Here is a 22,768-nt window from a genome sequence, read left to right as displayed (position 1 = left end):
GGATGCTCCATTAAGGAAGCATCCTTTTCTCTAAAAGATAACTATCTTCTGTATACAGGTCTTGTCTTTAGACCAAATGGTTGTGTGAAAGCAATACCTGTCTTGCTCTTAAGTTGAGCACGAACGTAGGAATTGATTTGATCTTCGTAGTCGTTAAGATCGATTGTTTCACCAGTAGCAATGACTTTACCATCAGCGATCCATTCGATGGTGTCGTAGTTCTTACCTGTGATTGTGATGATGTCTCTCTTTTGGTTAACTACGATGTTTGTGATGGATGGAGTCGTTTGTCTCATGAGGTATGTTGTACGTGAGTTACCGCTACCTGGCATGGAAGCACCGTTAGGAAGGTAAGCATTGATGCCGTCAGGACGAGAAACGCGGCTTACAGCGTAGAATGCACCTGTTTCCATAGCTGTACGTGTTGCTTTTTCAGTAAGCTCTGGCATGAGCATCATGTTGAAGGAATATCCTGTAGCGTTAATGCTGTGTGTATCGTCGTTAGCAAAGCCCCAAACGTTACGTCCACTTGGCATCATAACCTTGAGGATGTTGTCCCAGATAGCGCGGTCATTGCGTGACTCGTTATCGAGCTTGTTGATGATTTCCATACCAACGCAGCTTGGATAAGCTGTGAAGAGGTCTGTGTACTTTTGAATGACTGCTGGATCGAAGTTGATAGCTGGATCGTACATTGAACCTGTGTAACGACCGAGGTGGTTGATGTGGCTGATTCCACCAAGGATTTGAGCTTGGTTTAAGGTGTTAGCCATTGTAGCGCCGTAACTGTTGTTCCAGTCAGTCCAGAAGGTGTTGATGTGATCTTTTCTTGATTGCTCATCACCATATGTAATGTCGATCATTGGTCTGCCGTTGCGTCCGATACCTTGAAGGATTTGTTGCTTGCGCTCAATGCTCATAGCACCTTCACCAGCATTTTCCCATCCGCGTGTAACGTAGTTATGATCTGTCATAGCAAGGATATCATATCCTTTTCTGTAGTGGTCTTCGACCATTTCATATGTCCAGTTTCCACCGTCAGAGTTCTTTGAGTGAGCATGGAAGTCAGCTTTGTATTGCTTGTACATTGCCCAGTTTACATCTTTGTAAGGATTGGAAATGACATAATCCTTTGTTCCTTCGCTGTAAGCGAATCCGAAGCTTGGTGTGAAAAGCATACCAAGAACGAGTACGAGTGCAAGAACCGTTTTTGAAGCACGATTGAATGCTTTCATGTTTCCTCCTAGAAATTTTATTTAGATCATTCTTATTGTAGAAAAACCATGTTAATACTAATCGGTACTTTTGTAAAAATAGAGTAAGGAAACCATGAGCCAATTTCATAACAGGGCATAATTGCCCCACTAAAAAAGAGCTCCCATGATTGGGAGCTCTTAGAAATAGTTATTACTCAGCGATAGCTTTTACAGCGATAGGCTCACTGCGTTCGACAATGATACCATCCTTTAAGTAAACGATGTAAGCATGGTATTCTTTGTCTGCTGTCAGTCCCTTTACTACAACGCCGTTTTCGTTGAAGGATACGTTTCTGTAGTATTGGTAGTCACCGTCAACACCCTCTTTAGAGAGGTAAACTTGGTATCCCTTACCGCTCTTATCACGTGTATCAAATGCGAGAAGTGCAGACTTGCTCTTCTCTTCTACTTTGATTTGACGGAATGCTTTAGCCTTTGTCTTAAGAGCAAAAGGTTGTGTGAAAGCAATACCTGTTTGGCTCTTGAGTTGAGCACGGATGTAGGAGTTTACTTTTCCTTCGTAGTCATTGAGATCGATGGTGTTTCCTGTAGCAATGACCTTGCCATCAGCGATCCATTCGATCTTGTCGTAGTTCTTACCTGTAATAGTGATAGTGTCTTTCTTTTGGTTTACTTCGATGTTTGTAATAACAGGTGTTGTACCCTTCATGAGGTATGTCGTATAGCTCTTACCGCTTCCTGGTTGAAGTGTAGAGTCTGCCATGATGGAGTTGATTCCATCAGGACGTGAAATGCGGCTTACAGCGTAGAAAGCACCTGTTTCCATTGCTGTGCGTGTAGCTTTTTCCGTAAGTTCAGGCATGAGCATCATGTTGAATGCATAACCTGTAGCGTTAAGGCTGTGAGTGTCGTCGTTAGCAAAGCCCCAAACGTTACGCTCTTTTGGCATCATAACCTTGAGGATGTTGTCCCACATAACGCGGTCTTGACGTGATTCGTTGTCGAGCTTATTGATGATTTCCATTCCAACGCAGCTTGGGTAAGCGCTGAAAAGGTCTATGTATTTTTGAATTTCTTTTGGATCGTTTGATTTTTCTTGTTTTCCAGGCTTGTAGGCTTTTGTATAACGACCGAGGTGGTTGATGTGGCTGATTCCACCGAGGTTTTCTGCATGTCTAAGTGTGTCGCTCATCGAAGCGTCATCGGAGTTGTTCCAGTCTGTCCAGAAGGTGTTGATGTGGTCCACTTTGGATTGCTCATCACCAAAAGTAACGTCGATCATTGGCTTGCCATCACGACCTACGCCCTTTAGGATCTCTTGTTTACGTTCCATAGTCATAGCGCCTTCGCCAGCGTTTTCCCAACCGCGTGTAACGTAGTTGTGGTCAGTCATAGCGAGGATGTCATAACCTTTTTTGTAGTGATCTTCTACCATGTCTCTTGTGAGGTTTCCACCGTCAGAGTTTGTTGAGTGAGCGTGGAAGTCAGCTTTGTATTGCTTGAACTCTTCCCAGTCAACGTTCTTATAAGGGTTAGAAATTTCGAAGTCTTGGTTCGCATGGGATTCCATACCGTAAGAATTTGCAAAGCTTGGCGTAATGAGCATGCCAAGAGCTAGCATAAGGGAAAGAACCGTCTTTGAAACTTGCTTAAAAGCTTTCATGTTTCCTCCTTGTAAGATTAAGATCACTTTCATTGTAGGAAAGATACGTTAATCGTATTTAATCTCTCTGTAAAGAGGAGGTAACAAAAAAAGGCTCAATTCTGAGCCTTTTTCGTGATGGTTCGTAATAGCCCCACTAAAAGTATGGTAGCCGTTGTAAATCCAAGGATTACGAGAAACACTCTTTGATACATGAGCTCCTCTGAAATATGTTCAGGAAGTGTCTTTTGAATCAGTGCATAGACCTTATCTCCGTAAAAGATTCCGATCGAAAAGAAGGTCTGGAAGATTCCCATGCTCATCGAGCGATCTTCTCTTTCGTAAGGTTCCATGGCAAGGCCGATGAGCGAGTTATAGGTGAGTCCATAGCCAAAGCCACTGATACCATACGTAATAAAGAGGATGGTCGGGTTTTTCGTAAGTAATAAGATGACATTAAAGCTAAAGCTTAAAATGAGTCCAAGTGTAAGTGTCTTAACGGTTGAAAAGCGCTTAGCAAAGTAGAGTCCTGCGAGAACGCCAGCGACGAGTTGCGTCACAGAGTAGATGAAGTCGATGTAGGCTACTAGAAGTGGCGACATGTCGATAAAGGGGCTTTGAACGTAGGTTACGAGGTTGGAACCCGTGAGGCCAAAGCGAATGAAGCTCACGAGAATACCTACGATTCCAAAGATCCAAAGTTCTCTGTGGGAAATGACACGCTTAAAAGATTCCTTGGTCATGAGTCTTTTGGGGCTTCTATCTTCTTTAAATAAGAAGAGCATTACGAGTGTCACGACGCAGAGTACGAGACTTACGACCCAAAGGGATGCGTAGTTTCTAGGTTTATGTAAGGTAGCAAAGTACTGAAAAGGCGACATCATAAATTCCGCAAGGAGCGGGGCTACTGAAAGGATCGATACGCTCATCATCGCTTGCTTCGGAGTGAACGTCTCACTGAAGGCTACATTAAAGACGGAGAGCATGCTCGCTCCAAGACCCATGGCAAGGCTCGAACAGAGCAAGCTATCGAAGCTTGGGTTTTTTAAGACCCAAATTCCAGTAATCGTTAAAAAGAGTGTCGAGATAAAGAACATCGTTCTTCTCGAGCGGAACCAGTCGGCGATCCAAAAGACGGGAAAACGCATGATGAGACTGATGAGCCCATAGGCAGCGGCAATATTTGCAGCCTTAACCGCTCCCATTGCAAGTCCTCCCACATCTAAGGGCTGCAGTGCATAGCTCTTACGGTAGCTTCGGATGACGTTTACCGTAGACCAAAAGGCCACGAGTAAGAGAAAGAGAAAGAATTGCTTCTTATTTAGTTCATAGTGCCTAAAGAGGTAGATCGTAAGACCGATCGAAAAGATGAGCGTCACGATCATGAGAATGAGTTTGTTTTCCATACTGACTCCTAAAATGCCCCAATGTGAGAAATCGTCTCGATCGCCTTATTGGCACCTCGTTCTTGACACTCACGAATCGGTTTTCCCTCTAGATAAGCGAGCAAAAATCCTGCGATAAAGCTATCGCCTGCCCCTAAGCTATCGACCGGTGTCACCGGTTCCGAGCGGTACTCATAGAAGGTTTCTCGGTCAAAGACGATAGAACCTAAAGCACCACGTGTTGCGATGGTTAACTTTGGCCCGTAGCTTGAAAGACTCACTAAAAGGTCGAGGATTTCTACTGTATTTAACTTCGGGACACTTACAAAGGCGATGTCACTATAGGTGAGAACGCGTCTAGCGAGTTCGTCGTCGTAGATGTCTGCGAGGTCAAAGGCGATCATCATGTGACTTAATGCCTTTAGTTCGTCGACGAGTTCTCCCCATCTACCGGAGAAGATCAGATCGTGCTCTTGAATAAAGGTAAGATCACTTGCGATGACATCAAATCCACGACTAACACCAGGATCGTACTCGACAAAGTCGCGGTCGCCTCTTCTAAGCTTCACTTGGCTGGTAGCCGTTTTTCCTGGTACAACCTGAACCTTTGAAACATCGACACCTTTTCGTTTCACTTCTTCTACTAAAAAGCTTCCATTTTCGTCGTCACCGACTCGACCGATATAACTCGATTCACCACCGAGCTCTTTAAAGTAGACAGCTACATTGATCGGATTACCTCCCGCAAAACGGCAGTTTAGATCGGGATAATAATCGACACAATTGTCGCCTATGGCACAGAGTTTCATTCCGTCTCCTTCATGAGTTGTTCGTTTCTTTTTAATCGCTTTAATTCCTTCGTAATAAAGTAAAGGACGATGAGTCCAGCAATGACGTCAGCAACAGGAATGGAAAGCCAAATTCCATTGATTCCAAAGAACTTAGGAAGTATCACAAGTAACGGAGCTAGGACGATGACCGTTCGTACGAGTGATAAGAGAAAGCCGATTTTTGCCTTTCCGATCGATTGGAAAAAGGCCGTAGAAATAATCTGAAAACCGACAATGAACATCACACTCTCACTGATCATGAGGGCAACTCGACTCTCTTCTACAAGGAGAGGATCGGTCGCTACAATATGAATGAGAAGGGTTGGTATCGTTCGAGTGAGTATCCAACCGACTGTAACAACGACGGTCGCCCAAAGTACACCCGTTTTATATGCTTCGAGCACGCGATCAAAGCGCTTCGCCCCGTAGTTGTATCCCACGATCGGCTGAAGTCCCTGATTCATACCGAAGATCGGCATGAAAAAGAGCATTGTAATAGAATTGATCGTAATATAAGCACTTTGAGAAAGTGCTGTTCCGTAGAGTTTAAGACTGTTATTAAAAACAGCTCCTACGACGCTCGAACCAATCTGCATGATAAAGGGGCTCAGTCCTATCGCCATGACCATACGGATGATCTTCCAGTCAAGCTTAAAGCCACGAAGTTTGATCTTCAAGTGGCTCTTACCAGAAAGGTAATAAGATAGACTCCATACGAGACTAAAGAACTGGCTGATGATCGTAGCATAGGCAGCTCCCTGAACGCCCATTTTAAACGTAAAGATGAAAATGGGATCTAAGATGAGGTTCGTTCCTGCCCCAATGAACATCGCAACCATGGATCTTGTCGGATTTCCTTCTGATCGCATCAAATGCGTAAAGGCAAAAGCAAACGTATTCCAAAGGTTACCGATGGCAATGATGCGTAAATAGCTGACACCGTATTCGACGTTTTCTGGCGTCGCACCAAAGAGCGTGAGGAGTCCCTTCGTATCCCAAAGAACGGCGATACAGAGGATAAGACTCGTAACAAAGAGCATAAAAAGTGAATTGGTCATGACCTTTTCTGCCAGGTCGTGACGCTTTTCACCGAGTTTAATCGATATATTGGTTGCTCCTCCAATGCCAAAGAGCATGGAAAATCCCAAAAAGACAAACATGATGGGAAGGGCAACTCCTACTCCACCTACAGCAATGGCACCGATGCCTTCAATGCGGTTAATGAAAATGCGGTCTACGATGTTGTAGAGTGCTTGCACGAGCATACCGATGATGGCGGGAAAACTAAAGGTCCAAAAGAGCTTGGGAATAGGCATATGTTCTAATTTATATTCGCGATTTTGTTCTATGGCGCACCTCCTACAAAGTACAATTATAACACAATAAAAAAAGAGCCATAGGCTCTTTAAAGAAAATTAGAGAAAATCGTCCGTTTGAATAATTTTCTTCTTCGCCTCCTTATATTCTTGAATGAGCTCTTCAAAAATTTCTTTCACACTTTGACGCTTTTCAACGAGACCGACGCTGATTCCTGCCATCATCGATCCATGCGTGACATCACCGTCAAAAACAGCCTTTGACAAAGTACCGCGAACGATTGTTTCGAATTCTTCGAGACTAGCACCTTCTGCTTCTGCCTTTACCGCAGCATCTGTCATCTCATTTCGAAGCTGTCTCGTCGTATGACCGTAGGCACTTCCAATGACAGCTGTCTCGTACTCCTTTGCAGCAACGACATGGTCTTTAAAGTTATCATGAACAGGTGTTTCATCGCTTGCTAAGAAGCGCGTACCCATCTGAATTCCGCTAGCACCCATGATCTCACAGGCTAAGATCTGTGCACCGTCTCCGATGCCACCGGCAGCGATGACGGGAATGGAAACAGAACGAGCTGTTATAAGTAAACTTCCCATGGTCGTCGTTTTCGAGAGGTGTCCTCCGGCTTCTAGACCTTCTAGAATCACACCGTCAGCCCCTAAGCTTTCGCACTTTATTGCCATCTTTGAATTTCCGATGACACAGAGCACCTTGATACCAGCGTCTTTTAGACGATTGATGTAAGGAGCTGGATTTCCAGCAGCGAGCGTCACGACAGGAATTTTTTGATCGATCGTATATTGAATCTTTTCTTCAATATCTGGTTCAATTAATACGAGGTTTACGCCAAAGACCTTACCAGGCTCTGTAAGTTCTCTTGCGATAGCAACTTCCTTCTTAAATTCTTCAAAGGGAAATCCTCCCGTGCCGACAAGACCGAGGCCTCCAGCATTCGATACACTCGCTGCAAGCTTACCGCGTGCAATACGGGCCATTCCACCTTGAATAATAGGATATTTTATGTTTAAAAGTTCTGTTATTTTCATGGTTCCTCCGCCCTACCTATACCCGATTTTTCTCGAGATAAGTCAAAGCAGACGATACAAAGTTTTTAGCTATAGCCGGATTACTTAAAAAGCTCACATGAATAAAGCTCATGAATAGGTTGTCTCTTGCCACACCAACTTCCCTACTTTTCTTCCCTTCCTTATGAAGCACGAGATCCCCTTCTGTCTCTTCAATCTTCCAGTAGTGAAACTCGTGCCCTTTCACCATTTCACCGCGTTTCATGAGAATGTTATCCTCGGATGCTTCAACAGTGACGTAACCAAAGGGAAAAAGTGAGCTAGAAGGTTTCGCGATACCCCCATGTAAACCTACCATGGGATAACTTTCGCCCTCACTACTATAGAGTTCTTTTGAAAGATAGAGGTATCCTCCACACTCAGCGAAAATCGGCATGCCGCTACTGCAAGCTCTTCTGACATCTTCGATAAAAGATGTATTACTAGAAAGTGCTTTGGCGTGGAGTTCAGGATACCCGCCTCCAAAGTAGAGTGCGGAAACGTCCGGAAGATGATCATCTTGAAGCGGTGAAAAAGGAATGATCTCAGCCCCTTCTTTTTCAAGTTCCTCTAAGGATTCCGGATAGTAAAAAGAAAAGGCTTCATCTCTAGCGACTCCGATTCTTACTTTCTCCTCCTTTTGAACCGTTTCTACAGGTTTCGCTTCAATCTCTTTCATGAGAGAGATGAGTCGATCGAGATCGATCGTCTCTCTTGCAATCTCCTTGGCTCGTTCGATCTCTTCCGGTAGATTTTTTAATTCACTCGCCTGCACGAGACCCAAGTGTCTTGAGGGCATCTCGAGATCGAGCTCAGGAAGGTAGCCGATGAGAGGAAGGTCAAAGCCTTCCTTTAGATAGTTATAGTGACTTTCTTTACAAGGAGAGAGGATCACTCCAACGATATTGGAGTCTTCTTTAAAGCGCTTAAAGCCCTCTACGAGTGCGATGAGTGACCTTCCCATCCCTTTGGGATTTACGACGAGCACCGTCGGAAGCTTTAAGAGCCTTGAAAGGTAGTAAGCACTTCCTTTATCAGAGGTTATGGATTGTCCGTCATAGTATCCCATGGCCCCTTCAATGAGTGCAAAGTCACTTGAAAGCTTTGAAGAGAATAAGTTCTTTAGCGCTTCGTCTTCTAAAAAGAAGGTGTCTAGGTTATAGCTTGTGACACCATCGAGTGAGCGGTGAAACATGGGATCGATGTAATCAGGACCCGACTTAAACGCTTGAACACTCCCCCGTTCTTTTAAAAGCGAAAGGAGAATGAGACTACACGTCGTCTTTCCTCCTCCACTTGAGATGGAGCTTAAAAGGAAGCCCTTCATAGTCTGACCTCAAAGAGGTAGATGGGATTTTTCGCTTCCATCATGTGATAGCGGCCTAGGGGCTTGGAATTCGAGATAGAAATCATCGTGACATCTTTTACTTCCGTAAGATCCATCACTTCTTTCAAGGTCTCTAAAGTGAGAGCACTTATGACAACTTCCATGTGCTCGTTGTTCTTTTTTAGCTCTTCTAGGATCTCTTTTAAGGAGCCTCTCGTGCCACCGATAAAGGTTTTATCGATCTTTGGAAGCGATCCGATGATCTCTTTGGCATTTCCTTTTAGAAGCGTTACATTCTTAGGAGCAAGTCGTTCGATGTTTTTCTCCGAAGTCTCATAGGCTTCGTCGTTCACCTCGACCATGTAGACCGATCCGTCGGGAAGAAGTCTTGAAGCCGTGAGTCCTACAGAACCCGTTCCTGCTCCTACATCTAAAAAGGTATCGGTAGGGGCTAAGTTTAGCTTCATTAGTGCAATGAGTCGAACTTCTTCTTTCGTCATAGGGACACTCGTTCGAAGAAAATCGTCATCTCGAAGTAGTGTTCGAGGAAGCGAATCGACTTCTACATAGCAGAGAGAGAAGCCGTCTTCCACATCGATTTCATCAAAAGGTTTTACGACAATCCGTTCGTTTTCTAGGGAAAGATTCGATCCAACGCTCATCGTTCCCGTCAGGTTCTTTTCAAGGTATCTCTCTGCAATCCACTTTGGAGTGTGCTGAGAATCCGTAAGATAGAGAGCATGCTTTCGGTCAGAAAGAGAAAGGTTTTCTCTTCCGTGAAGACTTACGAAATCGACGTTTTCATAGCTCTTTTTGAGTTTTGAAAAGAAGTACTGAAAGCTCGAGATGCCAGGTATGACGACCGCGTCGACAAGTTCTAACAGCTTCTTTGCTCCGCTAAAAAAGCCGACGTCACCGCGAAAAAGGACGCTAATCGTGCGACCGGGATTCTCTTCGATCACTTCTTTTATTTTCTTCGCACTGATGGCTTCGACCTTTTCGCCCTCTACAAGCTCTAATAAAGCTCGAGAGCCGATGAAAAGATCACTCTCCTTTAGTGCTTTTTTAGCTGCCTCGGTGAGAAGCTCGGGACTACCTGGACCCATAGCGACTGCGTAAATCATCGATTACCTCTTCTATCGTCTGGCCTCTTTCTTGAGGCGGTGTAAGTACGATCAACTCCGCACCAGCATCCTCTGCTGCTCTCTTTTTTTCTTCAAAGCCTCCTGGACCTCCCGAGGACTTTGTTACGAGATAGCGGATCGAAAGGTCCTTTAGTATGGCCTTATTGAGTTCATAGCTAAAGGGTCCCATCATGGCGATCACTTGACTGGGACTGAGACCATATTCAAAGGCTTTTTGAATATTTTCTACGTGTGGAACCATGCGAAGGAAAATACGGTCCTTTAACTCTAAGAAACTCTTTAAGCTGTTAAAACCAGTTGAAAGGAGAATGTTTCCAGGTCTTTCCCGAAGATAATCTACGATCTCTTCATAGCTCGAATACCCCTCGATCTCATCGACCGGCCTCTTTAGCCTCACGTATTCGATGCCATACTCTGAAGTTAGCTTTCTTAAAGTCTTCGTGATGTTTCTCGCATAGGGGTGCGTCGCATCGATGACGAGAGCGGGCTTTTTAGAAAAGAACGCTCTTAAGTCCTCCTCGCTCTTTTCTCCCACCTCGACCCTTACATCGGTAAGGAGGTCTTTTGCATATTCTGTGACGACAAAGACGCGGTAAGGAACGAAATCCTTCGTCGCTTCGACTAAAAGCCTTCCTTCTGTGGTTCCAGCAAAGAGAAACACCTCATTCATTTTCGGTCGTACCCTCTTGAAGTCACTAAGAATCCATCGATGGTCTTTGTGCGTTTTGATCCGACAAAGACAGTCGTGAACATGTCGGTTTCCTTCTCTAAGAGTTCTTTTAGTGTGCATACCTCAATATGTTCGTCGTTTCTTCCAATCTGCCTTACAAGTCCAGCTGGTGTAGTAGGATCCTTATATTGAAGCATAATGTCTACAGCACGCTTTAAATAGTCATGACGCTTGATACTTGAAGGGTTGTAGATGACGAGGTTGAAGTCGGCCTTTGATGCGAGCTCGACCTTCATAAAGATCTCTTCAAGTGGCGTTAAAAGGTCACTTAAGCTAATCACTGCAAAGTCATGACCTAAGGGAGCTCCTAAGCGACTCGCTCCACTCGATAAGGCACTGACGCCACTTATGACCTTGACCTCTACGTTTTCTGGTCTTCTTTCATAAGCGAGAGAGGCTAATCCATAGATTCCAGCATCCCCGCTTGAAACAAGACAAACGTCCTTTCCCGTTTGAACGAGACGAAACGCTTCATCGACGCGTTCCGTTTCCTTCTTCATGGTCGACTGAAAGAATTCTTTTTCTGGGAAGAACTCTTTTAGTAGTTCCACGTATGTTTTATAACCGACGATGATGTCAGCTTTCTTTAGAAGCTCATATGCTTCTATGGTCATCTCTTCTTTTCTTCCTGGGCCGATCCCAACGACATATAAAATCATTTTCTTTCCCTTCCGATAGCGAGCGTAAAACCCTCTCCTTTGATCTTTTTTACTACGAGCTCATCACTATCTATGAGTGCTGAACGCTCTGAAACACAGTCTACCCCCGTCACACGAAGGACGAGTTCAGAACTACTAAAGTCTCCCTTTAAGCGGTTTAGCTCTTCTTTCGTGTGAGTCAAAAAGGGAACCTTAAAGTAGCTTGCGACTTCCTTTAAACACTCCTCTTCCTTTTTGATATCGATGGAGTGAACGGCTTTAATGCTTTCTTCTCGAATCCCTTGTTCCTTTAATAATTCACGTGTACCGCGTAAGACCTCACTCGTTGGAGCTCCTTTTCTAGCACCCATTCCTAGGTGAAAGAGCTTGGGAACAAGCTGAACTCCTTTCGTCTCTCTTACGTAAGGACTTATGAGTACATCTTCATTCTCCGAACAAAAGGCATAGCCTTCGGGAAGCTCGACCTCGACTTCACTTTTCACTCGAATCGTCTCTCCTCGAAGTGCTTTCGAAGAGACGTTTACGATGCGCTCTGGATAGAGAAGTTCATAGCCCATTCTTCGACTCCATACGTCGACGGCGACGAGTCCTTTTAGATCGGTAGCTGTCGTAATGACGCTCGTCGCTTGAAGCTTCTCTGCTAAAAAGTTTGTGAAGTCGTTGGCTCCACCTAAGTGTCCGCTTAAAAGGCTTATGCCAAAGCGAGCCTTGGTATCGATCACGACGACGGCAGGGTCTTTGGTCTTACTCTTTATATAGTCTAACATCAAGCGAATGGCAATTCCCGTTGAACCGACAAAGACGATGCGTTCGGCTTTATCGATGTGCTTTTCTAGGAATTCACTTCCAGCCATCTCTCTTGGTTTAAGAATCGCCTCTGGAAGAAAGGTCTCTATTCTTTCTATGATGCGTTGGCCTTCATCACTAAAGGCTAGCAGAAGATCCATCTTCGGCCTTTCTATACATCGTTTCAAACGTCTTATCGTAGAGCTTTGAAAGCGAGAAGGTATCGCCTAAAAAGTCTCCAACTAAAATGATCGAAGTCTTCGTGAGATCATTTTCCTTTACGACTTTGGCTAAGTCCTTAAGCTTCATTCGGAATACGCGTTCTTCTGGCCAAGATGCCTTATAGACAACAGCGACAGGTGTCTCTTCCGTGTAAGCACCCTTAAGTAGTGCTTCTTGAACCTTATCGACGAGATTGATGCTTAAAAAGATGGCCATGCTCGCTCCGTGACTCGCTAAGCGTTCGAGTTTTTCAAGTTCCGGAACGGGCGTTCTTCCTTCCATGCGCGTGATGATGAGCGTCTGAGAGACATCGGGAAGCGTGTACTCTGCTTTAAGTGTTGCAGCAGCCGCTTGGAAGCAAGAGACTCCAGGGACGACCTCGTAAGCGATACCGAGTTCATCGAGGCGTGTAAACTGCTCACGGATCGCACCATAGAGACTAGGATCTCCTGAGTGTAAGCGCACGACCGTTCCCTTCTCACTTGTAAGCACATCTAACACTGCCTCGAGGTCCATCTCTTTGCTGTCATAAAGCTTACACGTTGGCTTTACGTCTTTTAACAGGTCGACATTCACAAGACTTCCTGCATAGACGATGACGTCTGCTTCTTTAAGGATACGTGCTCCTTTAACGGTGATGTAATCGACGGAACCGCTTCCTGCTCCAATAAAGTAAATCATAAGGTCTCCTTTGAAATGATTAGTGTAAAGTATGAGCTAGAGGTCTTTTCTTCGAGTGGAAGAATGCTTTCATCCTTTCCGGTGACGTTTTCACAGACGAGATAGGACCTTTTTTTATTCTTTAAGAGCTTTTCACGAAGTGCTTCGTAATGGGAAGCACTCTTCATGAAGACTTGGGTACCAGAATGGCCTTCACATTCGATGGGAAAGCTCGCAGGGTAGATGTGAAGCGATTCGTCAATCTCCGTGAGACTCATCTTGGCTCTCGCGGCAGCTGCAGAAAAGCTAGAAATGCCGTTGATCCACTCGACCTCAAAACCATTCTTTTCGATGAATTCTGAGATATAGCGGAAGGTAGAATAGATGGTGATGTCTCCGATCGTAAGAAAGGCAACGCTCTTACCTTTCTTAAGTACTTCGACGATGCGTTCAGCATTTCTTTTGTGTACTTCATCTCGAAGTGCTTTATCCTTTGTCATTTTGGATTCTAAAAGAAGTTCTTCCTTCGTACTAAAATCTACGAGCCCCTCTACGATATCCTTCGCCATGCTGTTTTCATTTTTCGTGACGATATAAGCGATGACGTCGACCGCTTCTAACGTCTTTAATGCTTTTAATGTGAGTAACTCGGGATCCCCCGGACCCACGCCTATTCCATATAGTTTAGAACCCATCGCCCCAAATCTCCTCGCCTAAAAATGTGATCACTCGTGCACTGTGACCGAGTCGTCTTTCAATGTTCGCTTTCGCTTTAAGGTATAATCTCTCTTTGAGTGCTTCATACCTGGGATCGTCCTTAAGATGGGAAAACATCCCTTCCGTTGTCACTTCGCTATCTATTTTCTCTAAGATCTCACGTTCGACGCCCAAAAGAGAGGCTTCTGCGATGATCGCTTCTTTTCTACCATCTACGGTTCTCGAGTGGGTATCCATTGCCCCAAGTGAAACCTTTACTAGTTTTCCAATGTGAGAAAGCACCGTAACCTTAGAAAAATCATACTGCGCCGCGAAGTCTAAAGCTTCTCCTAAGAAGTTTGAATACTGTACGTTTCTTCCTTTAAGCCCTAAGGACTGAAGCCTATCGGTACCGATATTTCCAGGTGTCAAAAGAACTTCTTTTTCGCCCGCTTCTTTAAGGATGTTGAGTTCCATGCGGATCGTTTCAATGAGTGCTTTATTACTCATGGGCTCAACGATGCCACTCGTTCCGATAATACTGATGCCCCCTTCAATGCCCATGCGTTCATTAAAGGTCTTTTTGGCCGCTTCTCTTCCTTGAGGAACATCGAGGGAAACCTTGACCTTGCCGTCATCCAAAAGTTCGTGGACAATTTTTTTAATCATCTGTCGTGGGACTGGATTTATAGCATAATCTCCTACAGGAATACTGAGTCCTCTTTTTGTGACGATCCCTATCCCCTCACCACCCGTGAGTTCATAGTGGTCATTCCACTCTACCTCGGCACAGATTTCGAGTTCATGCGTTTGGTCGATGTCATCACCGCCATCCTTTTTTACACACGTTCGAACGGAATGTTCCTTCTTTTCGGTCCGCTCGACTTCTGTTTCAACCTCCATCCCTGAAGGTGTTACGATCGACACCGTGGACTGCTCTTCTCCTGTAAGAAGTGTAAGAAGCGCTGCTTTTACAGCAAGGGTCGCTGCTGTCCCTGTCGTAAAGCCGAGTCTAAGTTTTTCTTTACCGATCTCTTTGTATGCTTCAAAGGGCACGTTTTGTCTCCTCAAAAATCATTTCTCGAACCCAAGATAGTTCTCCTAAAGAAACGGTCGTATAGCGCGTAGCAAAGCCTAAGCTCTTAAGTTCTTCGTAGAATTCGATCATGTCGTTATTCGCATGTTCTCCTGATAGATAGAGAAGCGGTGCAAGAAAGATGGAACCTTTAAAGGTATCTTTTACGGAGTCAAAGTAAGGCTCGCCTTCAATCGCAAAGGCTCTAAAAGGAAGACCCTTTTCTATCGATGTATCATTTAACAGCTGATACACCGCCCCACTTTCATCACTCGTTCCATGACCCATCATGAGAAGAAGTTCATCTTCCTTTCTATCAAACGCTTTAAGAAGCTTTTGAATAAGCTCTTTCGCATCAATATCCCTTCTTAAAATGGGTTTTATTAGCTGATAACGAAGTTCTGATTCCTTAAGCTTCGCTTCGAGCTTCTGATATTCTAAGCCCTCTAAAAGAAAGGTCGTAGGTACGATAAGTTCTGTTACCCCTTTTTCTTTAAGAGCACATATCGCTTCTTCGATGCTCTTTTCGAAACGATTCTTTTCTTTCAAGCGATTTCTCACAATGTTCGAACTAAAGGCTTGTTCAAGAGGAAGCCCCAAAGTCTGAAGGGACTTCGTAAGGGGCGTAATGGCTCTTTCAATCCCTTCAATATGTGTCGTTCCAAAACTTACAAATAGAATGCCTCGCATAGCTCCTCCTTTCTGTAGAAAAGCTTATCTTCTTCAATGATTCCCTTCTTTTGTAGTAGCTTTGAGATGAGATAAAATACAGGAAGTTCGAGATTCGCTTCATTTACAAGCGCTTCATTGCTAAAAAACGCTTCCTTTTTCCCATCAAAAAGAATCCTGCCTTCATGTAATACGACGACGCGCGTCGCAAACTGCCAAACAAAATTCATATCGTGTGTCGCTACGACAAAGGTCTTATCAATCGATTCGAGATACGATTCCATGACAGTCCTTTGATATGGGTCGAGGCTCGACTCCGGTTCATCGATTAAAAGCACTTTGGGATCTGTCACGAGAACGCTCGCAAGGTTTACTCGTTTCTTCTCCCCTCCACTTAAGTGGTAGACGACTCTCTCCTCAAAGCCTTCCAAAGAAAAGCGCTTACAGAGCATCTCCACTCGCTTTTCAATAATCTCTTCATCGGTTTTTTGATTCACTGCAGAGAAACTGATCTCTTCAAAGACAGTCGGTGCAATCATCATGGTATCGGGATCTTGAAAGAGAAAACCGATCTCGCGTCGAAGCGTTCTCAAAAAGGTCTTATCCTTTGAGTACGGCTGTCCTTTAAAGGAGAGCTTTCCTTTTTTAGCATGCTCTAACCCTATGAGTAGGCTTAAAAGCGTCGATTTTCCCGATCCATTGGAGCCGATCAGACAGACGCGCTCTCCTTCTTCTATGGTTAATTCAATATCCTTTAATACGAGATCGTCTTCATAGGAAAAGGATACATCAGATAATTGAAACAACGATACCTCCTGAAAGTAGCATGAGTTCGAGGAGAAGTCCTAAAGAAACGCGTGGATCTTTTTTCCTAGTAAGAAACTCGATTCGTTCTCCGACATTTCTCGTCTCTAAGGCTCTGCTATGTAAGGTACTAAAGTGCATGCTTTTCATAAAGATGGAGACGCCTTGAAGGGCAGCCGTCTTAACGTTTAGGGAACCCCCTCGGACACGCACTGCTCTTGAGACTTCGTGAGAGTGCTTTAAAAAGACAAAGATGTCGTGATGAATGAGATACAAGAGGTCGACCACGAGCTTTGGCAGTTTTCCAGATAAAAAGGTGATGAGTTCATGCATAGGGGTCATAAGTAAAAAGCTTAGGAGCGTTGTAAAGGCTACAAAAGCACGTAGGCTTATGAGAATGACGCTCTCGTAGCTAAGTTCACTCAAGCGGAAAGCAACGATACTTAAAAGCACATAGGTCATAGGTAGTGCCATGACTTCGATCATGTGCTTAAGCTTAATCTTAGATAGAAGCGTAAAGAAGACCTCTAAGATTAAGACTCCTAGTAAGAAAGGAAGCGAATCGATCACAAGCACGGCTATCATGTGAAAGGCAAAAAACAAGACCTTAAGCCCTGTTTTTTGCCCAATGAGTGCGTGATTCTGTTGAATGCGCTCAATTCGAAGGTGATGACTTTCATGTAGGATGTAAAACATCACGATGACAAGAAAGACACCCATATGAATTCTTTCTGTTCGACCGTAAAATAGGCTTACAAACGCTATAACCGAAAGCGCTCCTTTAAAGAGCTTCGACTTCATGATGCTTCATGCGGTAGCGCGTGACAAAACCGCCCATGATGTAGCCTATGACAAAAGCACCGAGAGCTGCTTGTAGTGCAAAGAGAAGACTCTCGGTCTCTCCTCCTGGAGGTTCCATGATGGGCTCTGCCCAAGGCTCATAACCAGGATTCACTTCTTCTACGACTTCTTCTGCGACACCGTCTGCACCTGCAAATTCACTGTCTTTAATAAAAAGAAGGGGTGTAACGGCAATGACGACGGCTAATAACAATAATAGAAATGCTTTTTTCATGTCTTACCTCTCATATCCTAAACGCTTGAGTTCGGGTGCTGCATACTTTTCTAAGGCCATGACGAGAATGACACTGACGAGGCCTTCGATGATTGCAAGTGGAATCTGTGTCACCGCAAAGACCATTAAAAATTTTGTGAGTGATGTCATGAAGCCCACGCCAGCTCCTTGGTGCATGAGTGCAAGCTGAACGCTTGTGACGACATAAGTCGTGAGGTTACCAAGAGCTACGGCAAGAAAGATACTAAAGTGCTTCGGAGCTTTCATCTTGTTCATCATTTTATAGATCACAGCACTTACGATCGGTCCAACAATGGCCATACTGAAAGTGTTAGCTCCAAGTGTTGTAAGTCCTCCATGGGCGAGCAGTACCGCTTGAAAGAGAAGTACGATGAGACCTAAGAGAGCGATGGGAGACGCTCCAAAGAGGACTGCTCCTAAACCTGTTCCTGTCGGATGGGAGCTAGAACCTGTAACCGATGGAATCTTTAATGCACTTAAAACGAAGATAAAGGCACCCATCATCGCTAAGAGCGATACGGTTTCACGGCGCTCACTTACGATGCGTTTCATGGAAAAGTAGCTATGTATTAAAAACGGAAGACACACAGCTCCCCAAGCGATACAGAAGGGAAGCGATAAGTATCCTTCCATGATGTGCATGCCACTGGCTGTGGGAACGATTCCAAAACCAAAGGCAACCACGAGTGCGAGTACGAGTAACGATTTCTCTTTTTTTGTCATCTTATCCTCCTTTGACAAATGACCTGTTGTCTTAGGAATAAGGGCACAAAAAAACTGCTATGAAAATAGCAGTGTTTAACTCCCAACACACTCTATTTTCCTGTAGAGCTTTGATGTGTAAAAAGATCAGCTGGTATTCTGACTCGGAGATCTCAGACATTCTACGCCTTCCCAGTTTCCCAGTGGCATCAGTAGAATTCTCCCTCCTTACAGCGGCAGGACCGTTCAAGATTTGCACTTGATTCCCATGTGTATTCACACGCTTGATCTTTGATCCTTATTCAGTTCTATTTAAGCATAAGGGATGAACGAAAGACTGTCAACACTATAGTTGAAACTCTAAAATCCCTCGTAGCCAATTTTTACAAAGTGGGACCCAAAGAGAAAAGTCTCGATCAACGTTTCTCGAATGATTCGATAAGCCTGTGCCTTCACTTAGACCGTGTAGTCCCTTTCTAAAGAGGTGTGCTTCCACGTCACAGCCAGCTTTTAATAACTCTGTCACGTAGTGCGACGTCGTGTAACTCGGAATGAGTTCATCGTCTTTTAAGTAAGCGATAAAGAGAGGTGGGTTGTCTTTCTTTATGAGCTTTTCAGGATCCTTCTCCTCTTCGTAGTTTGAGATCATGGCACCTATGGGAAATTCTACGTCGTAGTCAATTTCTCCATAAGCTTTAATCATTTCTCCAAAGGCTGCAATCGGATAGATCGAAACTGTAGCCTTCGCTTTGATGTATTCGCTCGACTGATAGACGAGTGCTAAATGGCCCCCTGCACTAAAGCCCATAATGGCAATCTTCTCTGTGTCGACTGAGAATTCTTGGGAATTTTTGAGAATATACTCCATCGCTTCCTTCACATCGATTAGAGGATTAGGGTATATCGACTCCTCACCCGTTCGATACTTTAGGACAAAGACCTGGTAACCTTCCATCAAAAAATGAAGTGCTACAGGTTCTCCCTCTCGCTTCGATACGTACATGTAACTTCCACCGGGAAGGATTAAGAGTGCAGGACGCTTTACTGGCTTCCAGTTTTCATCCTCTGTCTTTTTGTCAAAGAGGTAGCTTGTAAGTACACCACCACTTTGAAGGTTCGTGGTATCTATCTTCATTTGATCACTATCCTTTCTAAAATTTCTTTGGAATAACGCTCGACAATCTCTTTATTTTTAGCCATGACATATGTAATGACAGTCGCATCTTTATCTTTTAAATAATGGATGTAGATTCTCGCTTCGCTTTTCTCTACGGGATAATCTTCGCCCTCATAGGACGGGCTTCCATACTGGAGGTAGCCTGTAAAAAATCCCTTTTTCTTATGAAGCGGACTGTTGGTCTCAACGGTTGCATCGATTCGAACCATTCCCCGGGTCTCTTTTCGTTCCATCTCTAGAACGCAAAATACACCATCCATTTTCCCAATCGACGGTAGAACGAGCATCGTCTGATCGTATCGAAAGCTCTCTAGAATCTCTTCCTCCGTTCGCATTCCCTCTAAAAGATAGGCTCCAAAGTGGGAATTATACGTATCACTTTCACGGTGATAGAAGTTTGAACGGAAGTGTTCAAATTTTCCAAAGTTATAGTAGATCGTAAGTTTATCCGTGTCAAAGCGTTTCATCCCTAGGCTAAAGTCAGGATGACTGGGAAAACTGATCGAAACATCGTGTTTCTTAAAGAGATCATGGTGACTTAAAATAGATTGAAGCTTTACGAGACTCGTGCCACGGAGTTCGGTGGGAATGAGAAGAAAGAGAAGCAGTCCAAAAGCCAAGAAAAAAGCTCTCTTTTTAAGAGAGCTTTTCTTAGTCATTCATTGCTTTCAGGACAGCTTCTTTGTCAAAGCCTACGATGACTTCATCGCCAATGACGAAGGTCGGAACGCCCATCACCTTTAGCTCTCTGAATTCCTTCATAGCTTCTGGATCGTTGCTGACGTTACGCTCTGTATAAGGAATGCCTTCCTTTGAGAGATAATCCTTTGCCGTATAACAATGAGGACAAGTTGAACTTGTATACAATTTAATTTCTTTCATTTTATACCTCCAATTTCTACCTACTAATACCCCGAATTGAATTCTTCAACCTGTATTGTCTCAGTATTTCCTCCAAGCTCTTTATTCTCGTCTCCACTGTAGAATTTCCAGCCGAAAAAGCTACGTGCCATGATCTTGAGTTTACTGGAGCTGCCGTCTCCCTCGCGCACCATCTTTCCTTCGACAAACTTTTTATAATGGAACTTATAGCGTTCGACAAAGGAGATGTAGATCGTTCCTTTTTCAGCAAAATACTCGAAGGAGTCGTTGTCAAAGGTCACAGAGATTGGAGTAATTTCAAGATACTCTTTTCTTTCGATGCGAGCATTCATCTCATCGTTTAGTCGCGCGTGGTCGGGACTATTATTCATGACCGTGCCGTAGTAGAAGAGCTGGTTGTGATAGTTTGCATCTCGATCTTCTCTCACATAGGTGAGCATGAGATTCTTTAAGTACTTCACAGTACCTTCCTCTACGGGCCCTATCGTAAAGCGACCAGGAGAGACGTTGCTCTTTTCGATGGCAAGATTCGTCTTCACTTCAAGAGCACGTTGAGGGGAGACAATTTGCACTTTATCGGTCTCCTCTAAAGGAAGGAGGAGAAGATCGGAGGATTTGAAATCAGAAACCGTTCCAATCTCCTTATCATTCACAAAGATCACTTGATCGAGTGGATACTCTTTTAAGCTCATAGCATTTGGGAAGGTAAAATCGTGGCTCTTTTGATCGACGATCCATTCATCGCTCATGGCTGTACCTAGCTTATTGCGATAGACGAGAGATATGCTAGAGCCTCTTTTTATAAGGCCAAGCTGGTTTGAATCCTTTACCTTTTTCTCTGTGCTCTTTCCATTCATGACGATCGTTGCCTGAGGAAAGTCCTTCGGAATCTCTACATCAATATAATCCTTCTCTAGGTCAATTCGTAAAGAAGGAGCTTTTGTCTCAAAACGCGTGAGCTTTACAGGAATACTAAGGCTCTTTTCTCCATCCTCGATCGAGAGCTCATAGATGCCCGGTGTCATATATCCCCATTCCTTTAGTGCTTTCGGTTCAATCGTCTCTTTCTTCTTTTGAAGCGTCACCGTAAGCCTTCGATCGAGATTGGAAAGGCTTAAGTTTAAAGGATTAAGCTTTAGTCCATACTTCGTAAAGGTGAGCGCTTTTCCGTTCTTTACGACCTCGACGTCTCCTCCACCTTTATAGAGCGTATCTTTTAGGTATCTCACGTAGTTGGGATCCTTTAGAAGCTCTAAAAAGTTCTTCTGATCCTGAAGCGGAAAAGATCCCTCTACAAAGAAGGAAAAGAATCCGCTCTTATCGGGCTCATCGAGCACGCTGTTGACGCTCTTTAGGAAGCTTTCTTTACTAAAGGTATCTCTTCCGATGAAGTAGACGGAAAGTCCGATGAAAAGAAGCACAGCAAAAAGAATGGCAAGACCAAGTAAGGTGCCATTCTTTTTCGGTTCTTCGATGAGAACCTCTGCATCTTTTTTCATTCTTTTCTTTTGGTTATATTTGGGTTCTGGTATTTTTGAAGGCTTCTTTTCTTCCATCATTACCTTTCAAAGGGGAATTTGAAATCGAGCTCTAGCTTATCGCGTACAGCGATAAATTCCTTCTGAACAGCGTCATTAATCGGAACGCCCGTCTCTTTTCTTTCGAGCCAGACTTCATATTCCTTTTCTCCTGCAGTGAAAATACGTGTATGACCCTTGGCTTTTTTCGAAGCACGTAGTTCTCTTAAGATATCTCCTGCAACCTTTTTAAATCCTTCTGCACCCATAAAGGCTTCGGTGTCGATCACGAGGAAGAAATGGCCTAAGCCAAAGGGTACCTTGTTTCCATCCTGATCGAGACCATTTAGCATGTGGAGGAAGTTTCCTTGCTGGAGTGCTGCAGAGAGGATCTCTACGACTGTTGCATAGCCGTATCCTTTGTATCCTGCAAGCTCTTCCCCAACACCTCCAAGTGGTGCTAGTGCTGCTTTTCCTGCGACAAGATCCTTTAAGATCTCTTTCGAATCAGTAAGTGTCGAACCGTCTTCACCGATGACCATGCCGGCTGGCGTATCTTTACCGCTTCTTGCGTAGTATTCGATCTTACCGCGCTGAACGATACTCGTCGCACAGTCTAGAACAAAGGGGAAATCTTCATCGGTTGGCATACCAAAGGTCAAGGGGTTTGTTCCTAGCATATTTTCTACGCCAAAGGTCGGTGCGATCGAGGGACGTGCGTTCGTTCCTGTGATACCGATCATTTTTTCTTTCGTAGCCATCGTCACGTAGTATCCTGCGATACCGTAGTGCGTGGAGTTTCTAACGGCAACCATTCCCATGCCGTACTTCTTGGCTTTTTCGATAGCCATTTCCATGGCTTTTTTTGATGCCACCATGCCCATGCCGTGGTTGGCGTCGAGGACAGCCGTCGTTGGCGTCTCCTTTAGAATGTCGATCTTTGTAACAGGCTGTTGAATGCCTGCGATAATGCGGTCGACGTAGATCGGTTTAAAACGGTTGACTCCGTGACTTTCGATGCCTCTGCGGTCGCTCTCTAAAAGAACATCGCTACAAAAGCGAGCATCTTCACTCGGCACACCGAGCTTTTCAAAAGCTAGACGCATAAACGTATCGAGTGATTCGAAATCCATATTGAATGTAGACATAAGGCCCTCCTGTTCCTT

24 protein-coding genes and 1 riboswitch are annotated in these 22,768 nt (G+C 44.3%); all 24 genes read right to left on the bottom strand.

Annotated features, from left to right (window positions below):
• Window positions 1–41 precede the first annotated feature (41 nt).
• The 24 genes from ACUB3H_RS06145 to ACUB3H_RS06030 all read right to left on the bottom strand — a co-directional run bounded on the left by ACUB3H_RS06145 (window position 42) and on the right by ACUB3H_RS06030 (window position 22,750).
• Complete coding sequence (locus tag ACUB3H_RS06145; protein ID WP_459129786.1) at window positions 42–1,235, bottom strand: CehA/McbA family metallohydrolase domain-containing protein; 1,194 nt, start codon at window positions 1,233–1,235, stop codon at window positions 42–44.
• 172 nt (window positions 1,236–1,407) lie between these two features.
• The gene (locus ACUB3H_RS06140; protein WP_459129785.1) at window positions 1,408–2,880 is read right to left on the bottom strand and encodes a PHP domain-containing protein; all 1,473 of its coding nucleotides are present in this window, start codon (window positions 2,878–2,880) and stop codon (window positions 1,408–1,410) included.
• A gap of 95 nt (window positions 2,881–2,975) precedes the next feature.
• Window positions 2,976–4,265: an MFS transporter gene (locus ACUB3H_RS06135; protein ID WP_459129784.1), complete on the bottom strand. Its 1,290-nt coding sequence runs from the start codon at window positions 4,263–4,265 to the stop codon at window positions 2,976–2,978.
• An 8-nt stretch (window positions 4,266–4,273) separates the two neighbouring features.
• Window positions 4,274–5,053, bottom strand: a complete 780-nt coding sequence (locus ACUB3H_RS06130; protein ID WP_459129783.1) for a PfkB family carbohydrate kinase — start codon at window positions 5,051–5,053, stop codon at window positions 4,274–4,276.
• Window positions 5,050–6,390, bottom strand: a complete 1,341-nt coding sequence (locus tag ACUB3H_RS06125; RefSeq protein WP_459129782.1) for an MATE family efflux transporter — start codon at window positions 6,388–6,390, stop codon at window positions 5,050–5,052. The genes ACUB3H_RS06130 and ACUB3H_RS06125 overlap by 4 nt, the downstream gene beginning before the upstream one ends.
• Window positions 6,391–6,489: 99 nt before the next feature.
• Window positions 6,490–7,437 (bottom strand): nitronate monooxygenase, encoded by a 948-nt coding sequence (locus ACUB3H_RS06120; RefSeq protein ID WP_459129781.1) that lies wholly within the window; start codon window positions 7,435–7,437, stop codon window positions 6,490–6,492.
• Window positions 7,438–7,453: 16 nt separating this feature from the next.
• Window positions 7,454–8,782 (bottom strand): cobyrinate a,c-diamide synthase, encoded by a 1,329-nt coding sequence (locus ACUB3H_RS06115; RefSeq protein ID WP_459129780.1) that lies wholly within the window; start codon window positions 8,780–8,782, stop codon window positions 7,454–7,456.
• The gene (cbiE, locus tag ACUB3H_RS06110) at window positions 8,779–9,906 is read right to left on the bottom strand and encodes a precorrin-6y C5,15-methyltransferase (decarboxylating) subunit CbiE (RefSeq protein ID WP_459129779.1); all 1,128 of its coding nucleotides are present in this window, start codon (window positions 9,904–9,906) and stop codon (window positions 8,779–8,781) included. Before cbiE ends, ACUB3H_RS06115 begins: the two co-directional genes overlap by 4 nt.
• Entirely contained in the window at window positions 9,875–10,597 is a 723-nt protein-coding gene (gene cobK / locus ACUB3H_RS06105) for a precorrin-6A reductase (RefSeq protein ID WP_459129778.1), read from the bottom strand. The genes cbiE and cobK overlap by 32 nt, the downstream gene beginning before the upstream one ends.
• A complete protein-coding gene (gene cobJ / locus ACUB3H_RS06100; protein ID WP_459129777.1) occupies window positions 10,594–11,316 on the bottom strand; it encodes a precorrin-3B C(17)-methyltransferase in 723 nt (240 codons plus the stop codon). The genes cobK and cobJ overlap by 4 nt, the downstream gene beginning before the upstream one ends.
• Complete coding sequence (locus ACUB3H_RS06095) at window positions 11,313–12,263, bottom strand: cobalt-precorrin 5A hydrolase (protein WP_459129776.1); 951 nt, start codon at window positions 12,261–12,263, stop codon at window positions 11,313–11,315. The genes cobJ and ACUB3H_RS06095 overlap by 4 nt, the downstream gene beginning before the upstream one ends.
• Complete coding sequence (gene cobM, locus ACUB3H_RS06090) at window positions 12,241–13,005, bottom strand: precorrin-4 C(11)-methyltransferase (protein ID WP_459129775.1); 765 nt, start codon at window positions 13,003–13,005, stop codon at window positions 12,241–12,243. Before cobM ends, ACUB3H_RS06095 begins: the two co-directional genes overlap by 23 nt.
• On the bottom strand, window positions 13,002–13,679 hold the full coding sequence (cobI, locus tag ACUB3H_RS06085; protein WP_459129774.1) for a precorrin-2 C(20)-methyltransferase: 678 nt from the start codon (window positions 13,677–13,679) through the stop codon (window positions 13,002–13,004). Before cobI ends, cobM begins: the two co-directional genes overlap by 4 nt.
• The gene (gene cbiD, locus ACUB3H_RS06080) at window positions 13,669–14,736 is read right to left on the bottom strand and encodes a cobalt-precorrin-5B (C(1))-methyltransferase CbiD (protein WP_459129773.1); all 1,068 of its coding nucleotides are present in this window, start codon (window positions 14,734–14,736) and stop codon (window positions 13,669–13,671) included. Before cbiD ends, cobI begins: the two co-directional genes overlap by 11 nt.
• Window positions 14,726–15,445, bottom strand: coding sequence for a sirohydrochlorin cobaltochelatase (locus ACUB3H_RS06075; RefSeq protein ID WP_459129772.1), 720 nt, complete (start codon window positions 15,443–15,445; stop codon window positions 14,726–14,728). Before ACUB3H_RS06075 ends, cbiD begins: the two co-directional genes overlap by 11 nt.
• The gene (locus tag ACUB3H_RS06070) at window positions 15,424–16,230 is read right to left on the bottom strand and encodes an energy-coupling factor ABC transporter ATP-binding protein (RefSeq protein ID WP_459129771.1); all 807 of its coding nucleotides are present in this window, start codon (window positions 16,228–16,230) and stop codon (window positions 15,424–15,426) included. The genes ACUB3H_RS06075 and ACUB3H_RS06070 overlap by 22 nt, the downstream gene beginning before the upstream one ends.
• Window positions 16,214–17,029, bottom strand: coding sequence for an energy-coupling factor transporter transmembrane component T family protein (locus ACUB3H_RS06065; RefSeq protein ID WP_459129770.1), 816 nt, complete (start codon window positions 17,027–17,029; stop codon window positions 16,214–16,216). Before ACUB3H_RS06065 ends, ACUB3H_RS06070 begins: the two co-directional genes overlap by 17 nt.
• The gene (locus ACUB3H_RS06060) at window positions 17,010–17,303 is read right to left on the bottom strand and encodes an energy-coupling factor ABC transporter substrate-binding protein (RefSeq protein ID WP_459129769.1); all 294 of its coding nucleotides are present in this window, start codon (window positions 17,301–17,303) and stop codon (window positions 17,010–17,012) included. The genes ACUB3H_RS06065 and ACUB3H_RS06060 overlap by 20 nt, the downstream gene beginning before the upstream one ends.
• Window positions 17,304–17,306: 3 nt before the next feature.
• Entirely contained in the window at window positions 17,307–18,047 is a 741-nt protein-coding gene (locus tag ACUB3H_RS06055; RefSeq protein WP_459129768.1) for an energy-coupling factor ABC transporter permease, read from the bottom strand.
• 112 nt (window positions 18,048–18,159) lie between these two features.
• Window positions 18,160–18,329, bottom strand: a riboswitch (cobalamin riboswitch).
• 43 nt (window positions 18,330–18,372) lie between these two features.
• Window positions 18,373–19,161 (bottom strand): alpha/beta hydrolase, encoded by a 789-nt coding sequence (locus ACUB3H_RS06050; RefSeq protein WP_459129767.1) that lies wholly within the window; start codon window positions 19,159–19,161, stop codon window positions 18,373–18,375.
• Window positions 19,158–19,862, bottom strand: a complete 705-nt coding sequence (locus ACUB3H_RS06045) for a hypothetical protein (RefSeq protein ID WP_459129766.1) — start codon at window positions 19,860–19,862, stop codon at window positions 19,158–19,160. The genes ACUB3H_RS06050 and ACUB3H_RS06045 overlap by 4 nt, the downstream gene beginning before the upstream one ends.
• Entirely contained in the window at window positions 19,855–20,085 is a 231-nt protein-coding gene (locus tag ACUB3H_RS06040) for a glutaredoxin family protein (protein WP_459129765.1), read from the bottom strand. Before ACUB3H_RS06040 ends, ACUB3H_RS06045 begins: the two co-directional genes overlap by 8 nt.
• A gap of 23 nt (window positions 20,086–20,108) precedes the next feature.
• Window positions 20,109–21,584, bottom strand: coding sequence for a zinc ribbon domain-containing protein (locus ACUB3H_RS06035; protein ID WP_459129764.1), 1,476 nt, complete (start codon window positions 21,582–21,584; stop codon window positions 20,109–20,111).
• Between the two features lie 59 nt (window positions 21,585–21,643).
• The gene (locus ACUB3H_RS06030) at window positions 21,644–22,750 is read right to left on the bottom strand and encodes an Ldh family oxidoreductase (RefSeq protein ID WP_459129763.1); all 1,107 of its coding nucleotides are present in this window, start codon (window positions 22,748–22,750) and stop codon (window positions 21,644–21,646) included.
• Between the last annotated feature and the right edge of the window lie 18 nt (window positions 22,751–22,768).

Source organism: Guggenheimella bovis (genome assembly GCF_054492335.1).
Note: the sequence above shows the minus strand (reverse complement) of the source record. Positions and strands in the feature narration are given on the sequence as shown.

Bases quoted from the DNA above. Each gene is read 5' to 3' on its own strand.
- ACUB3H_RS06145 (WP_459129786.1), bottom strand. From the start codon at position 1,235: ATGAAAGCATTCAATCGTGCTTCAAAAACGGTTCTTGCACTCGTACTC.
- ACUB3H_RS06140 (WP_459129785.1), bottom strand. From the start codon at position 2,880: ATGAAAGCTTTTAAGCAAGTTTCAAAGACGGTTCTTTCCCTTATGCTA.
- ACUB3H_RS06135 (WP_459129784.1), bottom strand. From the start codon at position 4,265: ATGGAAAACAAACTCATTCTCATGATCGTGACGCTCATCTTTTCGATC.
- ACUB3H_RS06130 (WP_459129783.1), bottom strand. From the start codon at position 5,053: ATGAAACTCTGTGCCATAGGCGACAATTGTGTCGATTATTATCCCGAT.
- ACUB3H_RS06125 (WP_459129782.1), bottom strand. From the start codon at position 6,390: ATGCCTATTCCCAAGCTCTTTTGGACCTTTAGTTTTCCCGCCATCATC.
- ACUB3H_RS06120 (WP_459129781.1), bottom strand. From the start codon at position 7,437: ATGAAAATAACAGAACTTTTAAACATAAAATATCCTATTATTCAAGGT.
- ACUB3H_RS06115 (WP_459129780.1), bottom strand. From the start codon at position 8,782: ATGAAGGGCTTCCTTTTAAGCTCCATCTCAAGTGGAGGAGGAAAGACG.
- cbiE (WP_459129779.1), bottom strand. From the start codon at position 9,906: ATGATTTACGCAGTCGCTATGGGTCCAGGTAGTCCCGAGCTTCTCACC.
- cobK (WP_459129778.1), bottom strand. From the start codon at position 10,597: ATGAATGAGGTGTTTCTCTTTGCTGGAACCACAGAAGGAAGGCTTTTA.
- cobJ (WP_459129777.1), bottom strand. From the start codon at position 11,316: ATGATTTTATATGTCGTTGGGATCGGCCCAGGAAGAAAAGAAGAGATG.
- ACUB3H_RS06095 (WP_459129776.1), bottom strand. From the start codon at position 12,263: ATGGATCTTCTGCTAGCCTTTAGTGATGAAGGCCAACGCATCATAGAA.
- cobM (WP_459129775.1), bottom strand. From the start codon at position 13,005: ATGATTTACTTTATTGGAGCAGGAAGCGGTTCCGTCGATTACATCACC.
- cobI (WP_459129774.1), bottom strand. From the start codon at position 13,679: ATGGGTTCTAAACTATATGGAATAGGCGTGGGTCCGGGGGATCCCGAG.
- ACUB3H_RS06075 (WP_459129772.1), bottom strand. From the start codon at position 15,445: ATGCGAGGCATTCTATTTGTAAGTTTTGGAACGACACATATTGAAGGG.
- ACUB3H_RS06065 (WP_459129770.1), bottom strand. From the start codon at position 17,029: ATGAAGTCGAAGCTCTTTAAAGGAGCGCTTTCGGTTATAGCGTTTGTA.
- ACUB3H_RS06060 (WP_459129769.1), bottom strand. From the start codon at position 17,303: ATGAAAAAAGCATTTCTATTATTGTTATTAGCCGTCGTCATTGCCGTT.
- ACUB3H_RS06055 (WP_459129768.1), bottom strand. From the start codon at position 18,047: ATGACAAAAAAAGAGAAATCGTTACTCGTACTCGCACTCGTGGTTGCC.
- ACUB3H_RS06050 (WP_459129767.1), bottom strand. From the start codon at position 19,161: ATGAAGATAGATACCACGAACCTTCAAAGTGGTGGTGTACTTACAAGC.
- ACUB3H_RS06045 (WP_459129766.1), bottom strand. From the start codon at position 19,862: ATGACTAAGAAAAGCTCTCTTAAAAAGAGAGCTTTTTTCTTGGCTTTT.
- ACUB3H_RS06040 (WP_459129765.1), bottom strand. From the start codon at position 20,085: ATGAAAGAAATTAAATTGTATACAAGTTCAACTTGTCCTCATTGTTAT.
- ACUB3H_RS06035 (WP_459129764.1), bottom strand. From the start codon at position 21,584: ATGAAAAAAGATGCAGAGGTTCTCATCGAAGAACCGAAAAAGAATGGC.
- ACUB3H_RS06030 (WP_459129763.1), bottom strand. From the start codon at position 22,750: ATGTCTACATTCAATATGGATTTCGAATCACTCGATACGTTTATGCGT.